Raw genomic sequence first — 15,491 nt, forward strand, 5'->3', positions numbered from 1 at the left:
CCATGGAAGACAACGTTCGCCCACTGGTCTCCGCGGATGCGGTGGATCTCGAGGAACGCAAGATCGAGTCCGCGCTCCGGCCACGCTCACTGGCCGAGTTCGGCGGGCAACGCCGGGTCAGCGAGCAGCTCGAGCTGGTGCTGCACGCGGCCCGCGGACGCAACCGCGCGCCGGACCACGTACTGCTGTCCGGCCCGCCAGGGCTGGGCAAGACCACGCTGGCGATGATCATCGCCAGTGAGCTGTCGGCACCACTGCGCGTCACCAGTGGTCCGGCCATCCAGCACGCCGGCGACCTGGCCGCGATCCTGTCCGGGCTGAGCGAGGGCGAAGTCCTGTTCCTGGACGAGATCCACCGGATGTCCCGGCCCGCCGAAGAGCTGCTCTACATGGCGATGGAGGACTTCCGCGTCGACGTGATCGTCGGCAAAGGACCGGGCGCCACCGCGATCCCGCTCGAGATCCCGCCGTTCACGCTCGTCGGCGCGACCACGCGGGCCGGTCTGCTGCCCGGGCCGCTGCGGGACCGGTTCGGTTTCACCGGTCACCTGGAGTTCTACGAGGCCGCCGAGCTGGAGAAGATCGTGAACCGCTCGGCCGCGCTGCTCGAGGTCGACATCACCGCCGAGGGCGCGACCGAGATCGCGTCCCGGTCCCGCGGTACGCCGCGGATCGCGAACCGGCTGCTGCGCCGGGTCCGCGACTACGCCGAGGTACGGGCGGACGGCATCGTCACCCTCGCGCTGTCGAAGGCCGCGCTGGATCTGTACGAGGTGGACAGGATGGGCCTCGACCGGCTGGACCGGTCGGTCCTGGACGCCCTGTGCCGCCGGTTCGGGGGCGGACCGGTCGGTCTTTCCACGCTGGCGGTTGCGGTCGGCGAAGAACGTGAGACTGTGGAGGAAGTAGCGGAACCCTTCCTGGTCCGTTCGGGCTACCTGGCCCGGACGCCGCGCGGCCGCGTCGCCACGCCCGCGGCCTGGCGTCACCTCGGGCTGAAGGTGCCGAAGGGCGCGACCTTCGCGGACACGCTGTTCGACACCGACGAGGACTGACGGGATGCTGGAGGATCCCCAGGCCAACTGAAGAGACGAACACCGGGGGAACCTCTGTCGGTGCCGGAACGTAGACAGTGCGTAGTGAGTAACTCAAACGTGACCCGGCGTCATGCGGCAGTTGTTGACGCTCGGCGTTAGACTCCCCGGTGGCCTGACCTCCAGGTCGTTTCCGCCGTGACCTGCGCACCGGCGCAGAGCACGCTTCCAACCGACCCGACGAAGGATTCTGAGACCCGATGCAACTCCTCGCCGTACCGATGGCCTCCTCCGGGGGTGGTGGTGGCATCACGCTGCTGCTGCCGTTGATCCTGATCGTCGGAATGATCTGGTTCATGAGCCGCTCGCAGAAGAAGCAGCGTCAGCGGCAGGCCGACACCGTGGCCGCGCTCAAGCCCGGCACCAAGGTGATCACGACCAGTGGTCTGGTCGGCATCGTCGAGGAGACCGACGACGACTACGTGACGCTGGAGATCTCCGAGGGCGTGCTGGTCCAGGTCGTGAAGGCCGCGATCGGCCGGGTCATCCCGGACGACGACACCGCCGACGACAACACGGACGCCGACGACAGCGCTGACAGTGCTGACAACGGCGACACCGCCGACACCGCCGACACGACCGAGGCCGATTCGACCGACACGGCGGCTGCCGCGTCCGCCGACGAGTCGACGACGGCCGAGAAGGTCGACGTACCGGACGCCGGTGGGGACAAGTCCGACGGCAAGGTCCAGGACAAGCCGAAGCTGCCGCCGACGCACACCGAGAACTGATCTTCTCGTCCCAACGGCCTGCGGCGCGGCGTTCGGCGTCCACCTGACGGTGCGGCGCGCCCAGAAGTACAAAGGTTGAAACTGACGTGGCAACGACTTCGACATCCCGTCCCGGGCGGAGCCTGATCACCTTGCTGGTGGTCCTGGTTCTGCTGTTCGGGATCATGGCGCTGACCAAGACCTGGAAGCCCAAGCTCGGACTGGACCTGCGCGGTGGCACCACCATCACGCTGACCGCCAGCACGATCGACAGCACCGGCAAGGTCACCGCCGAGCAGTTGAACGAGGCGAAGAACATCATCAGCCAGCGCGTCAACGGCGCCGGCGTCGCCGAGGCCGACATCACCACCTCCGGGGCGAACCACATCAACGTGGCCGTCCCGGGTGCCACGAAGGAATCGCTGGTTTCGCAGGTCGGCCAGACCGCCCTGCTGTACTTCCGGGTCGTGTACGACGCGCAGGCGGTAGCTCCGGCTGCCACGCCGACACCGGCCCCGACGACGACGCCGAAGCCCGGTACGACGCCGAAGCCGAGCACCACGGCCAAGCCGGGGACGTCGGTGACCCCGAGCGCCACGGTCAAGCCGAGCAGTGCCCCGAGCAGCACGCCGAAGGGCCGCGCCTGGTCGAGCGCACTCGGCGAGGCCACGCCGACCCCGACACCTACGGGTACCCCCAAGGCCAGCACCACGCCGAAGCCGAGTACGCCTGCCGCGACGCCGTCGACGCCGGCCGCCGGGGGCGACGGACTGAACTACACGCCGGACGCGGCCACCCAGGCGGCGTTCGCGACCTTCAAGTGCGGTGACAAGCAGGTCGACGACCCGAACAAGGCGATCTTCTCCTGCGACCGGCAGAACCAGTACAAGTACCTGCTCGGCCCGGCGATCCTGAAGGGCACCGACCTCTCGGACGCCTCCGCAGGCATCCCGCAGAACGGCCTGCAGTGGCAGGTCAACCTGAAGTTCACCGGTGAGGGCGGCGAGAAGTTCCTCAAGGCCACCACGGCGATCGCGCAGCGCGGCCAGGGCCAGAACCTGTTCGCGATCGTGCTGGACGGCGAGACCATCTCGACCCCGAGCGTGGACAGCCCGATCCCGGGCGGCGAGGCGCAGATCACCGGTACCTTCACCGAGGCCGACGCCCGCGACCTGGCCAACGTGCTGAAGTACGGCGCGCTGCCGGTCAAGTTCGACATCTCCTCGGTGGAGACCGTGTCGCCGCAGCTCGGTGGCGACCAGCTCTCCGCCGGCATCTGGGCCGGCATCATCGGCCTCGCGCTGGTCGTCGTGTTCTGCTTCCTGTACTACCGCGGTCTCGGCCTGGTCGTGGTGCTGTCGCTCGGGGCCGCCGCCGCACTCACCGGCGCCCTGGTGATCCTGCTCGGCAAGGCGATCGGGTTCACCCTGACCCTGGCAGGCATCGCGGGTCTGATCGTCGCGGTCGGCATCACCGCGGACTCGTTCATTATCTACTTCGAACGTCTCCGCGACGAGGTCCGTGAAGGCCGCAGCCTGCGCTCCTCGGTCGAGACCGGCTGGGCCCGCGCCAAGCACACGATCATCGCGGCCGACTCGATCTCGTTGCTGGCCGCGATCGTGCTGTACGTGCTGGCGATCGGCAGCGTCCGCGGGTTCGCGTTCACGCTCGGCCTGACCACGCTGATCGACCTGGTCGTGGTCTTCCTGTTCACCAAGCCGCTCGTCACGCTGCTGGCCAAGACCGACTTCTTCGGCCACGGGCACAAGCTGTCCGGCCTGGACCCGGAGCATCTCGGCGTCGAACGCCTGCCCGGACAGACGAAACCGTCGGACCGTCCGCGCCGGACGCCGTCGACGCGCAAGCCGGTGGGAGGCGAGGTCTGATGTCGAAGCTCGGACAGCTCGGTGCCAAGCTGCACCGCGGTGAGGCCTCGTACGACTTCATCGGTCACCGCAAGTTCTGGTTCACCCTCTCGGTGATCCTCGTCGCGATCTCGCTGGGCGGCCTGTTCGCCCGTGGCCTGGCGCTCGGTATCGAGTTCAAGGGCGGTGTCGAGTACGAGGCCAAGGTCAAGGTCACCGACAGCACCGTGCAGGACTTCGGCGACGCCGTGAAGGCGACCAACGCCCAGGACCTCGGCGATCCGATCGTCACCACGATCAACAACGAGAAGGTCCGGGTCCAGACCAAGCCGCTGGCCCAGACCGACATCGGCCGGGTCCGGGAGGCGATCGCCAAGGAGGCCGGCATCCCGGCGAACCAGGTGACGTCGCAGCAGATCGGCGCCTCCTGGGGGCAGCAGATCGCGAACAAGGCGATCCTGGCGCTGGTCGTGTTCCTGGTCCTGGTGTTCGGGGTGATCTGGGCCTACTTCCGGGAATCCAAGGCCTCGATGGCCGCCATCATCGCGCTGATCCACGACGTCACGATCACGGTCGGGCTGTACGCGCTGATCGGCTTCGACGTCACCCCGGCCACCGTGATCGGCGTGCTGACGATCCTCGGGTACTCGCTGTACGACACCGTCGTGGTGTTCGACAAGATCCGCGAGAACACCCGGGGGATCACCGGGTCGAACCGGTTCACGTACTCGGACGCGACCAACCTGGCCGTCAACCAGACCGTGGTCCGGTCGATCAACACCACGGTCACCGCGCTGCTCCCGGTCGGCGCGATCCTGGTTGTCGGCACGGTGGTTCTCGGCACCGGCCCGCTCAAGGACCTGTCGCTGGCGCTGTTCGTCGGCATCGCGGTCGGTGCGTACTCGTCGATCTTCATCGCCCCGTCGCTGCTCGCGGTCTTCAAGGAGCGTGAGCCGGGCATGCAGGCGCTGAGCAAGCGGGTCGCGGCGAAGAAGGCCCAGGCCGCTGCCGCGGCGGCTGCCCCGGTGGGCGTCGCCACGGCCGGTGCGCCGGCGGGTGCCGCGACGCGGACCGCCGTACAGGACAAGCCGCGGCCGGCCAACCGGGCGACCGGTTCGGCGCCGACCCCGTCGTCGCGTCCGATGAAGGCGGCGGCCGCGGGACGTCCGCAGCCCACCCGCAAGCCGCGATCGAAGCGCGGTAAGTGATGCGGTCGCTGGAGCAGGTCCTCGCGGACGGCATCCGCGACATCCCGGACTACCCGCAGCCCGGGGTGATGTTCAAGGACATCACCCCGCTGCTGGCCGACCACACCGGCTTCACGCAGGTCGTGGAGGCGCTGGCGGTGTCCGGGAAGGACGACGACGGTCGGCCCGTGGTCGACAAGGTGGTCGGGATCGAGGCGCGCGGGTTCATCCTGGCCGCCCCGGTCGCGCTCGCGCTCGGTGCCGGGTTCGTGCCGGTGCGCAAGAAGGGCAAGTTGCCGGCGGCGACGTACGAGGAGTCGTACGCGCTGGAGTACGGCGAGGCGACGATCGAGGTGCATCAGGACGCGTTCGTGCCCGGTGACCGGGTGCTCGTCATCGACGACGTGCTCGCGACCGGCGGCACGGTCGAGGCCTGCCTGCGGCTCATCCGGCGCTGCGGCGCGGAGGTCGCCGGGACCGCGGTCCTGCTCGAACTGTCCTTCCTGCCGGGCCGCAAGCGCCTCGGGAACGAGAACCTCACCGCCTTGCTGACAGTCTGAATTCGGGCAAACTCTCCGCTGTCGTGAGGTGACCCGGCGTGTTGTCCACAGGCGATTCCGCCTGGCTGGACGCGGGCCTCTAGACTGGTGGCCTGTCGGCGGAGGGACACAACGTGGGCGAAGACCCGGCGATGACATCTGCGGTGCCGAACGCCGTACCGCAGGAGCCCCCGCGCGCGCCCTCGCCGGTGCGCCCGGTGCCGGCGTCACCGCCGCCTCCGACCCAGCCGCCGCGGATCGCGCCCGCCCGGGTCCGCGCCCGCCTCGCACGCCTCGGCGGCACCCGCCACCCGAACCGTGCGCCCATGCTCGAGCCGCTGTTCCGGGTGGTCCGCGCGACCCACCCGAAGGCCGACCTCGGGATGATCGAGCGCGCGTACCGGACCGCGGAGAAGTACCACTCCGGCCAGATGCGCAAGAGCGGCGACGCGTACATCACGCATCCGCTCGCCGTCGCCACGATCCTCGCCGAGCTCGGTATGACCGCGCCGACGCTGTGCGCGGCCCTGCTGCACGACACCGTCGAGGACACGCCGTACACGGTGGACGAGCTGACCCGCGACTTCGGCGAAGAGATCGCCATGCTGGTCGACGGCGTCACCAAGCTGGACAAGGTCCGGTACGGCGAGTCCGCACAGGCCGAGACGATCCGCAAGATGGTCGTCGCGATGTCCAAGGACATCCGGGTCCTGGTGATCAAGCTGTCCGACCGCCTGCACAACATGCGCACGCTCGGCTCGCTGCGCCAGGAGAAGCAGGAGCGGATCGCCCGCGAGACGCTGGAGATCTACGCCCCGCTGGCGCACCGGCTCGGTATGAACACCATCAAGTGGGAGCTCGAGGACCTGGCGTTCTCGACCCTGCACCCGAAGGTGTACGACGAGATCGTCCGGCTGGTCGCCGAGCGCGCGCCGTCCCGCGACGAGTACCTGGCGACCGTGATCGACCAGGTGCACGAGGACCTGCGCTCGGCCAAGGTGAAGGCCACGGTCACCGGCCGCCCGAAGCACTACTACTCGATCTACCAGAAGATGATCGTCCGCGGCCGCGAGTTCGGCGACATCTACGACCTGGTCGGCATCCGGGTCCTGGTTGAGTCGGTGCGCGACTGCTACGCGGCCCTCGGCATCATGCACGCGCGGTGGAATCCGGTCCCCGGCCGCTTCAAGGACTACATCGCGATGCCGAAGTTCAACATGTACCAGTCGCTGCACACCACCGTGATCGGCCCGCAGGGCAAGCCGGTGGAGCTGCAGATCCGGTCGTTCGCGATGCACCGCCGGGCGGAGTACGGCATCGCCGCGCACTGGAAGTACAAGGAGGACCCGACCTCCGTCGCGCCGGCCACGCCCAGCACCGACATCGGCGGGCCGAACGACATGCCCTGGGTGCGGCAGCTCGTCGACTGGCAGCGGGAGACCTCGGACCCGTCGGAGTTCCTGGACTCGCTGCGGTTCGAGATCAACAACGCCGAGGTCTACGTCTTCACCCCGCGCGGTGACGTCATGTCACTGCCGACAGGGTCGTCACCGGTCGACTTCGCGTACGCCGTGCACACCGAGGTCGGCCACCGCTGTATCGGGGCCCGCGTCAACGGCCGGCTGGTGCCGCTGGAGAGCACCCTCGAGAACGGTGACGTCGTCGAGGTCTTCACCTCGAAGGCACAGGGTGCGGGTCCATCGCGCGACTGGCTGACGTTCGTCAAGAGTCCGCGCGCGCGGAACAAGATCAAGCACTGGTTCTCCAAGGAGCGCCGCGACGAGGCCATCGAGCAGGGCAAGGACGCGATCGCGAAGCAGCTCCGCAAGGAGGGCCTGCCGATGCAGCGCCTGCTGTCGCACGAGACACTGACCGCGGTCGCCAACTCGTTGCGCTACCCGGACGTGACCGGGCTGTACGCCGCGGTCGGCGAGCAGCACGTCAGCGCGCAGGCCGTCGTACGGCGACTCATCGAGACGTACGGCGGTGAGGAGGGCGCGGCCGAGGACCTGGCCGAGGGCTTGCGGCTGCCGCAGTCCCGGGAGCGCCGCAAGCGGACCGCGCGCGGCGACGCCGGTGTCATCGTCAAGGGCGCGACGGACGTGCTGTCGAAGCTGGCGCGGTGCTGTACGCCGGTGCCGGGCGACGAGATCATCGGCTGGATCACCCGCGGCGCGGGCGTCTCGGTGCACCGGGCCGACTGCGCGAACGTGGAGAACCTGAAGACCCAGCCGGAGCGGATCGTCGAGGTGGAGTGGGCGCCGACCGCCCAGTCCGTGTTCCTGGTCGCGATCCAGGTCGAGGCGCTGGACCGGGCCCGCCTGCTCTCGGACATCACGCGGGTGCTGTCGGACTACCACGTGAACATCCTGTCCGCGGCGCTCACCACGACCCGCGACCGGATCGCCAAGTCCCGGTTCACGTTCGAGATGGGCGACCCGACGCACCTCGGACACGTCCTGAAGGCCGTCCGCTCCGTCGAGGGCGTCTTCGACGTGTACCGCGTCACGCAATAGTGGGCGACTGGTTCCGCGGTTCAGCCGGCGGACCGGGGCTGAAGCTGTCCAACGGTGCGACCGGGGTCTTCCTGGACGTGCTTGCACCGGCCGCGTGCGAGTTGGCCGAGACCGACTTCGAACGTGGGTTCGCGTTGCTGCTGTGCAATTCGCGGATCGGGCTCGGGAACGACGGCTTCGATCTCGACGAGTTGCCCTGGTCAACGAACTGGCAGGAGGAGCGCGCGTTTCTGCTGCGGGTGATCGAGCTGGCCCGGTCGCGGTTCGGATGGGAGTTGCTGTCGTACGAGCCGCCGAAGGTCGATGTCTACCTGGCGGAGTACGAGCGGCTCGTGCGGGACTTCCGGCCGCCGGCGGATCCGGTCGAGCTACCGCGGATGTGGGACCCGGATCCCGTCGAGGCTGCCTTTGTTCGGTGCCCCAGGCATGGGTTGTTCGTCGGCGACTACGTCGACTGCCGGTTGTGTTTGTGAGGCGGGGGAGACTTTTCGGTATGGGTTTCTCGGGTGGAGTCGGGCGGCGCGGTCTGCTGATTGCGGGCGCGGGAGTTCTGGCGGGGTGTAGCGGCTCCACCGCTGGGAGTTCGTCGACACCGGGCGGATCGCCGAGCTCACCGACGGTGCCGGGTTCGTCGAACACAAGGCCGACGGCTACGCCGACGCCGGGCTCGGTTGGCACGTCTCCGCAAGCGCCTGGCGTGCGGCTTCCGGCCGTGCGGTCCTGGCCTGCGGGTGCCGGGAAGATCGAGCCTGCCGCGAAACGGGCAGCTGTCGCGGCGGTCATGGAGTTGCTGAAGCCGCGGGGTACTCGCGGCGTGGTGGAGGTGATCGACGCGCAGTACGGCGGGATTCTGAGCGACACCGCCAGCGTGCTCGTGCCTTGCCGTGTGTACACGATCTCGGGCGGTCGCGTGGTGACCGGCGGTACGACGGTCGACGTACGGCTGACCAAGACGCGCGGACGCTGGCGGGTGACCGCGACCCATCCGGCGCGACCGGGGAAGGCGACCACCCAACTGTCGTCAGCGGCCCGCCAGGTGCTGAGCAGCCAGCGGATCGAGCTGCCCCCGGCATCCGCGGCGGACATCCGCTCCGGGCAGGTCCACGACAGCGTGCTGACCGCGATGCTCGACCTCGCGAAGACCTACCGCATCGGCGTCAGCGTGATCCGCTCCGGCCACCCCACCAACGTGTTCGGCACCGATCGCCCCAGCGATCATCCTCGCGGCCGCGCCTTCGACACCTGGCAGATCGACGGCCACCCGGTCGTCTCGCCGGCCACCCCACGAGCCCTCGTCACGTCCTACATGCGAGCCACCGCATCCGTAGGCTCCTACAACGTTGGCGGCCCCTACCAACTCCCCGGCGCCACCTACTTCTCCGACCGGACCCACCAAGACCACATCCACGCCGGCTTCAGCAGCTAGGCCCTAATCCCACTCCCAGGCGATCCCGATGGTGCCGGGCTCTGCGGACGGCTCGATGACGTGGACTCGGGCGTCGGGGGTGGGCATCAGTTCACGGTGGACGAGGTCTGGGCCGGAGGTGTGCCGCCGGCGCAGCTCGTACACGCGGACCGGTAGCGCAGACCGGTCGAACTGGACCTCCAGCACGTAGTGCATCCCGCCCCACTCGCTGAACCGCTGGTACTCCGTCGCGGGCAACCCGGTGCGGTCCTCGATCTCGTAGTGCACGACGGCGGTCTCACCCACCGCGAGGACCCGGTCCAGCAATAGCTCGCCCAGCATCGCGCCCGCCTCGGGGGAGCGGGCGACCCGTCCGGTACGGCAGCCGCTGCCCGCGCGCAGCGCCAGCCCTTCGGCGTCGCAGCCCGCCTCGCCCTGGTGCGCGATGATCAGCCGATCCACCGGTTGTACGGCGACGACGCTCTGGGTCACCCGTCGGCGGTGTGCGCTCCGGTCCGCGCCGACCCGGACCTCCTCGAGGACCGTGACATTGCGCAGCCGCCCGTGGGCGTCCCGGCGGAGCCGGTCGAGCAGCCGGGTCAGCGCCTCGGCGTAGTCCACGACGGCGTACGGCTGGGGCGACGTGGCCGACTCGGTGCGTGCAGGCGGGATGCGGACGGTCAGCCATCCCGGCGGCACCGCCAGGAGCTCCTCCAACGCCGTGACGGTCGCCAGCGAGTCCTCGCACGGGATCCGGCGACCGCTCTGCCAGGTGCTGAGCGTCGCAACGCCGACGTGCAGGCCACGGTCGGCGAGGTGTGTGCGGATCCGGTTGAGGGCCAGGCCGCGACGGGCGATCGCGTGCCGCAACGCGTCCGCGAACGACGCTTCCGCGGTCACCGCGGGGACTTCGACCGGTCTGACCATGAGGCCCACGCTCCTTCGGAGCAGCAGTGTAAACATTCACACCACCCGCTGGCACTGGCTCATCACGCGCTGTTCACGCGGATCGGTCGTTCACACCCCGGATCCGGGTTCTTGCCGCGCGCGGGCGGCGTCCTCACGATGGACTCCGCCCACACCGCAGTACCTCTCGAAGGAGGACTCATGCGCAGGCTCCGCCCCGGCCGCCGCTCCTGGTCGTTGCTCGTGGCTACCATGCTCGGACTGGCCACGCTGGTACCACTCGCACCACCGGCCTCCGCCGCACCAGGTAGCTGGTACCTGAACGTCACCGGCCAGGCCCAGCAGAAGTCGAACTGGTGCTGGGCGGCGAGCGGTAACAGCATCGCCGCGTTCTACGGCTACTCGTACACCCAGAACCAGTTCTGCAACCTGGCCTTCGGCTACGCGATGAACGGCACCTGCCCGAACAACCAGGCCACGCTCGGCAACGACCAGAAGGCGTTCCGGGCGATCGGGATCAGCAGTGGCCGGTACGTCTCGTCCACGCTCGGCTTCAGCACGCTCGTCACCGAGATCGCCGCCGGCCGCCCGGTGATGACGCGGATCGGCTGGACGTCGGGCGGCGGTCACATGATGGACATCATCGGGTACGACGCCTCCGACGCGACGATCAAGTACTACAACCCGTGGCCGGACGACCCGCGGTACAACTACTCGACCTACACCTGGTACCGGTCCAACGCGCAGTTCACCTGGACCCACTCGCTGTACCAGATCGGAGCCTGACATGCGCCGCCCGAAGAACATCCTGCTCCGCTGCGCCGCCGTACTCGCCGCCGGTCTCGGCTTCGCGTTCGCCACCGTCGGCCCGGCCGGCGCCGCGGGCCCGCAGCCGGTGTCGCCGACCGAGTTGTCCAAGGCAACCACCGCCGCCCGTTCCGCCGGCGCGCTGAGCCTGCTCGGCAAGGCCGGGGGTACGGCGAAGGCGGCGACCACCGTCGCGCGGGACACGTATCCGATCTACGCCCTCAACCCCGCGTTCGTCCGCGATGCGTCGGCGCCGGTCGCCACCTTCTGGTACGCCGCGACGACGGCCACCGCTGGTGGGCGGACGATGACGGTCTTCACGACTCCTGATGCCAAGGGCGGATGGCAGGCGGTGAACGTTGCCTCGGGCAATACGGAGGCGCGGATGGCGAGCGCCGCGGACGGTGCGACAGTGTTCACCGAACCGCAGCTCGGCGCCTGGTACGCACTGAGCGCCACCCAGGTCCGGCCGCTCAACGCGTCGGCGATCAAGTCGATCGGGTCGAAGCCGATCAGCGTCACGGCGTACCAGGACCTCGTCTCGGGGCGGTACTCCGACAAGCTCCCGGGCTCGTCGTACAATGACGCGGGCATGGCCGGTGGTTACAGCGACTCGGCGCAGGTCCCGGTCCGTGCTGTTGTGCGGGCCACGTCTGACATTCATGTGCTTCCGATCGCTGCCGCTGGGGTCGGGCTGACGATCGCGCTCGTACTGCTCATTCGCCGGCGTACGCTCCGGACCCGCTGAGGTTCCTGCCTCCCGGCTCGTCGTACCTGCGGCGGGCCGGGAGAATGAGCGAATGCCATTCCCTGACGAGTTGGGTGCCGGAGTCGCCGTCGTCGGGTACAACCCCGACTGGCCCGGCGAGTTCGAGCACCTGGCGGCGAGACTGCACGCGGCGCTCGGTGATCGTGCGCTCGCCATCGACCACATCGGCTCCACCTCCGTACCCGGTCTCGCCGCGAAGAACTGCATCGACGCTCAGGTCCGGGTGGCCGCGCTGTCGCCGGAACTGATCGACCTGCTGGAGTCCAGCGGCTTCCGCTGCCGCCCCGAACCGTGGAACCACACCGAGGTCACCAACGGCCAGCAGTACGAGAAGCTCGTCTTCGCCCCGGCGGTCGGGGAACGCGCCACCAACGTCCACCTCCGCGTCACCGACCAGCCCAACGCCCGCTTCGCCCTCCTGTTCCGCGACTACCTCCGAGCCGACCCCACCGCCCGCACCGCGTGGGGCGCCTTCAAACAACGCCTCGCCCAATCCGTCCCCGACCTAGCCGACTACGGCCAAATCAAAGCCCCCGCCACCAAAATCCTCATGACCTCCGCCGAACACTGGGCCACCCAAACCAACTGGACCCCCACCTGATCACCATCGCCGCGGCAGCCGTGGTTCCTGGCACAGGAAGGAGCCGACGGCGAGCTCGAGTGCCGGGTAGGAGCCCCAGAGGTCGGGGCGGTGGACTGGGATGATGTGCCAGCCGAGGGCGTCCAGTTCGGTGCGGCGGGTTTCGTCCTTCAGTTGTTGTTTGGTGGATGAGTGCCACTGGTCGCTGTCGTACTCCAACCCCAACCGCCGCCCATCAACAGGCCTCTCGGGGTACCCGAGATCCAGGCGGTAGGTGCGGGTGGGGCCGGTGACGGGGATCTGCAGTTCGGGGCGTCCGAAGCCGGCGTCGATCAGGCGCAGTCGGAGCCAGGACTCGGCGGGGGAGGCGGCCCGGCGGTCGGCCCAGCGCAGTACCTCCTGGCCCTGGCGGTAGCCCGGGTGCCGCTCGTAGTCGGCCGAGGCGGCGCGGAGCACCCAGAGGTCGGTCTTGCCCGACCGGAGGAACGCGTCGACGGCCGACAACGCGAACGGGCGCGGGATCCGCATCGCGAGCTCGACGGCTGTGGCGATCGGGCTGGTGACGCGTACGCCGTACACCTCGACCTCGTCGCGGGCCTTCCGGGTCCACTGGGCCTCGACGAGCTCCGCGGGCGCGAGCGCGGTGGTGTCGAGCCCGTGCAGCCAGGCCGCGGCAGGACCGCAGACAACAACGTCCGGCGGTGTCATCAGACGCATGGCGTCGGCCCGCAGCTGCGGCGAATCCGGCACCCGGACGTCGACGTACACGCCCTTCATCACCGGGCGGATATCGCCGAGCCCGAGCAACCAGTTGAGCTTCCGGCCCACCTGATGGGGCCGGAACGGCAGACCGCAGAAGAAATACGGAAAGTCAGCAGGAAGCATCCCGAAAGGATCCCCGAACCCGCCGTTCCCCGCAGAAGTTTGTCCACAGGCCGCCCGGATCGGCGGGCGTCAGCTGAAGTCGGAGAGGGCGTTTTGGGCTTGGGTGAGCCATTCCCGGCGGGCGGCGATGGCTTCCTGGGTTTCGGTGGCTTTGCGGGTGTTGCCCTGGGCCTCGAACTTGGCGGCCTGTTTCTCCAGGTCGGCGATCAGGGACTGGAGTTGCTTGACCGTGGCCTCGGCGCGGGCGCGGGCCTCGGGGTTGCTGCGGTTCCAGACCTCGTCCTCGGCGGCCTTCACGGCCTGTTCGACGGCGCGCAGCCGGCCGTCGATGGCGCGCATCGAGTCGCGCGGGACCTTGCCGATCTGGTCCCAGCGGTCCAGGTAGTCGCGGAGCTGCTCGCGGGCGGTCCGCGCGTCCTCGACCGGCAGGATGCCCTCGATCTCGACCAGGAGCGCTTCCTTGGCCTTGAGGTTCTCCACCTGTTCGGCGTTCTCCTCGGCCTGTACGGCGTCCCGCGCACCGAAGAACTGGTCCTGGGCCGCCCGGAACCGCGCCCACAGCTTGTCGTCCACCTCGCGCGGCGCCGGCCCGGCGGCCTTCCACTGCCGCATCAGGTCCCGGAACCGGCCGGACGTCGGGCCCCACTCGGTCGACGACGCCAGCGTCTCCGCCTCCGCGGCCAGCCGCTCCTTCACCACCGCGGCCTCCTCCCGCTTGGAGGACAGCTCGGCGAAGTGCTGCTTGCGATGCCGGGTGTACGTCGTCCGCGCGGAGGAGAACCGGTGCCACAGCTCGTCGTCGGAGGACTTGTCGAGCCGGGGGAGCGCCTTCCACTCGTCCAGGAGCTCGCGCAGCCGGGTGACGCCGTGCCGCCAGTCGGTGCCGGCCGCGATCGTCTCGGCCTCGGTGGCGATTTTGGTCTTCGCCGACCGCGCCTCCTCGACCTTCGCGGCCCGCTCTGCCTTGCGCCGTTCACGCTGCTGCGCGACCAGCGGGGCGAGCGCCTCGAGCCGTGCCTTCAGGCCGTCCAGGTCGCCGACCGCCTGCGCGTCCTCAAGCGAACTGGTCACCTTCTTCACCGCGGCGCGTGCGTCGTCCGGGGACACTGTGCCCGCCTGGACGCGCTGCTCCAGCAGCTCCACCTCGAAGGCCAGTGCGTCGTACCGGCGGGTGTAGAAGGCGAGCGCCTCCTCGGGGTTCGCGTCCGGCCACTGGCCGACTGCCCGTTCACCGTCCTTCGTCCGTACGAAGACCGTTCCGTCCTCGGCTACCCGGCCCCAGCTCTCTCCGGCCACAACTCGCCCCTTCCGGCGGTATGCAGTGCGCTCGTGCCCATTCTGGTCAGTTCCCGGTCCAACCACGCGGACAGGCCCCGGCCTGGGCGCGTCGAGCTGCTTTTCTCGACGCTTATCCCTGAACAATCACAAACTCCCCGCTCGGGCGCAACGGGGTTGGATCACAATCCGGTTCGGAACCACTGGATCCCGACCGGTAGCCTTGGTGGGTCCCGAACCCTGTTCCAGGAAGGTCTGTCGTGCTCATCGCCGGGTTCCCCGCGGGTGCGTGGGGTACTAACTGCTACGTCGTCGCCACCGGCCAGGGCGCGGAGTGCATCGTCGTGGACCCCGGAATGGACGCGACCCCCGGTGTCGAGCAGGTCGTGCGGGAGAACAAGCTCAAACCCGTCGCGGTGCTGCTCACGCACGGTCACATCGACCACATGTTCTCGGTGCTCCCGGTCTGCGGGACGTACGACGCGACCGCGTGGATCCACCCGGACGACCGGCACCTGCTCGCCGACCCGATGGCCGGCATCAGCCCGGAGACGGCCCGGATGCTGCTCGGCGGCGACCACGAGTTCGCCGAGCCGGACGACGTCGCCGAGCTGAAGGACGGCCAGGCGCTCGAGCTGGCGGGACTGAAGTTCACCGTCGACCACACCCCGGGCCACACCCGCGGGTCGGTCACGTTCACCACGCCGTACGACGGGCCGGAAGAGGTGCCTGCGGTGCTGTTCTCCGGTGACGTGTTGTTCGCCGGGTCGATCGGCCGGACGGATCTGCCTGGCGGCGACCATCCGGCGATGCTGCATACCTTGGCCACCAAGATCCTGCCGATGCGCGACGAGATCGTCGTCCTGCCGGGTCATGGTGGCCAGACCACGATCGGCCGGGAGAAGGCGACCAACCCCTACTTGCAGGACCTGGAGATTCCGAAGATATGAGCA

15 protein-coding genes are annotated in these 15,491 nt (G+C 69.2%); 12 read left to right on the forward strand and 3 right to left on the reverse strand.

Going from position 1 to position 15,491, the window contains the following annotated elements; translation table 11 throughout:
• Positions 1-2 precede the first annotated feature (2 nt).
• The 8 genes from ruvB to BJY22_RS22040 all read left to right on the forward strand — a co-directional run bounded on the left by ruvB (position 3) and on the right by BJY22_RS22040 (position 9,337).
• The gene (gene ruvB, locus BJY22_RS22005) at positions 3-1,055 is read left to right on the forward strand and encodes a Holliday junction branch migration DNA helicase RuvB (protein WP_167209652.1); all 1,053 of its coding nucleotides are present in this window, start codon (positions 3-5) and stop codon (positions 1,053-1,055) included.
• A gap of 239 nt (positions 1,056-1,294) precedes the next feature.
• On the forward strand, positions 1,295-1,825 hold the full coding sequence (yajC, locus tag BJY22_RS22010; RefSeq protein WP_167209654.1) for a preprotein translocase subunit YajC: 531 nt from the start codon (positions 1,295-1,297) through the stop codon (positions 1,823-1,825).
• Between the two features lie 86 nt (positions 1,826-1,911).
• Entirely contained in the window at positions 1,912-3,690 is a 1,779-nt protein-coding gene (gene secD / locus BJY22_RS22015) for a protein translocase subunit SecD (RefSeq protein ID WP_337758862.1), read from the forward strand.
• Positions 3,690-4,877 carry a protein translocase subunit SecF gene (secF, locus tag BJY22_RS22020; RefSeq protein ID WP_167209656.1) on the forward strand — a complete coding sequence of 396 codons (1,188 nt, stop codon included), beginning with the start codon at positions 3,690-3,692 and terminating at the stop codon, positions 4,875-4,877. The genes secD and secF overlap by 1 nt, the downstream gene beginning before the upstream one ends.
• Positions 4,877-5,416, forward strand: a complete 540-nt coding sequence (locus BJY22_RS22025) for an adenine phosphoribosyltransferase (RefSeq protein WP_167218514.1) — start codon at positions 4,877-4,879, stop codon at positions 5,414-5,416. Before secF ends, BJY22_RS22025 begins: the two co-directional genes overlap by 1 nt.
• A 131-nt stretch (positions 5,417-5,547) precedes the next feature.
• Entirely contained in the window at positions 5,548-7,911 is a 2,364-nt protein-coding gene (locus tag BJY22_RS22030; protein WP_420371421.1) for a RelA/SpoT family protein, read from the forward strand.
• Positions 7,911-8,384, forward strand: coding sequence for a hypothetical protein (locus BJY22_RS22035; RefSeq protein WP_167209659.1), 474 nt, complete (start codon positions 7,911-7,913; stop codon positions 8,382-8,384). The genes BJY22_RS22030 and BJY22_RS22035 overlap by 1 nt, the downstream gene beginning before the upstream one ends.
• A 224-nt stretch (positions 8,385-8,608) precedes the next feature.
• Complete coding sequence (locus BJY22_RS22040) at positions 8,609-9,337, forward strand: hypothetical protein (RefSeq protein WP_337758863.1); 729 nt, start codon at positions 8,609-8,611, stop codon at positions 9,335-9,337.
• A 3-nt stretch (positions 9,338-9,340) separates the two neighbouring features.
• Here BJY22_RS22040 and BJY22_RS22045 read toward each other — a convergent pair whose 3' ends face one another.
• Complete coding sequence (locus tag BJY22_RS22045; RefSeq protein WP_167209661.1) at positions 9,341-10,243, reverse strand: hypothetical protein; 903 nt, start codon at positions 10,241-10,243, stop codon at positions 9,341-9,343.
• Between the two features lie 180 nt (positions 10,244-10,423).
• Here BJY22_RS22045 and BJY22_RS22050 point away from each other — a divergent pair, with 180 nt between their 5' ends.
• The 3 genes from BJY22_RS22050 to BJY22_RS22060 are packed head-to-tail and all read left to right on the forward strand — an operon-like array spanning position 10,424 to position 12,399.
• The gene (locus BJY22_RS22050) at positions 10,424-11,008 is read left to right on the forward strand and encodes a papain-like cysteine protease family protein (RefSeq protein ID WP_202891212.1); all 585 of its coding nucleotides are present in this window, start codon (positions 10,424-10,426) and stop codon (positions 11,006-11,008) included.
• Between the two features lies 1 nt (position 11,009).
• Positions 11,010-11,777, forward strand: coding sequence for a hypothetical protein (locus BJY22_RS22055; RefSeq protein ID WP_167209663.1), 768 nt, complete (start codon positions 11,010-11,012; stop codon positions 11,775-11,777).
• Positions 11,778-11,829: 52 nt separating this feature from the next.
• On the forward strand, positions 11,830-12,399 hold the full coding sequence (locus BJY22_RS22060; RefSeq protein ID WP_167209665.1) for a GrpB family protein: 570 nt from the start codon (positions 11,830-11,832) through the stop codon (positions 12,397-12,399).
• Here BJY22_RS22060 and BJY22_RS22065 read toward each other — a convergent pair whose 3' ends face one another.
• Both BJY22_RS22065 and BJY22_RS22070 read right to left on the reverse strand, forming a co-directional pair.
• Positions 12,400-13,263, reverse strand: a complete 864-nt coding sequence (locus BJY22_RS22065; protein ID WP_167209667.1) for a hypothetical protein — start codon at positions 13,261-13,263, stop codon at positions 12,400-12,402.
• Between the two features lie 69 nt (positions 13,264-13,332).
• Positions 13,333-14,559 carry a DUF349 domain-containing protein gene (locus BJY22_RS22070; protein WP_167209669.1) on the reverse strand — a complete coding sequence of 409 codons (1,227 nt, stop codon included), beginning with the start codon at positions 14,557-14,559 and terminating at the stop codon, positions 13,333-13,335.
• A gap of 239 nt (positions 14,560-14,798) precedes the next feature.
• Here BJY22_RS22070 and BJY22_RS22075 point away from each other — a divergent pair, with 239 nt between their 5' ends.
• Complete coding sequence (locus BJY22_RS22075; RefSeq protein ID WP_167209671.1) at positions 14,799-15,488, forward strand: MBL fold metallo-hydrolase; 690 nt, start codon at positions 14,799-14,801, stop codon at positions 15,486-15,488.
• The last annotated feature ends 3 nt before the right edge of the window (positions 15,489-15,491 follow it).

The organism is Kribbella shirazensis, assembly GCF_011761605.1.
Classification (GTDB): Bacteria; Actinomycetota; Actinomycetes; order Propionibacteriales; family Kribbellaceae; genus Kribbella; species Kribbella shirazensis.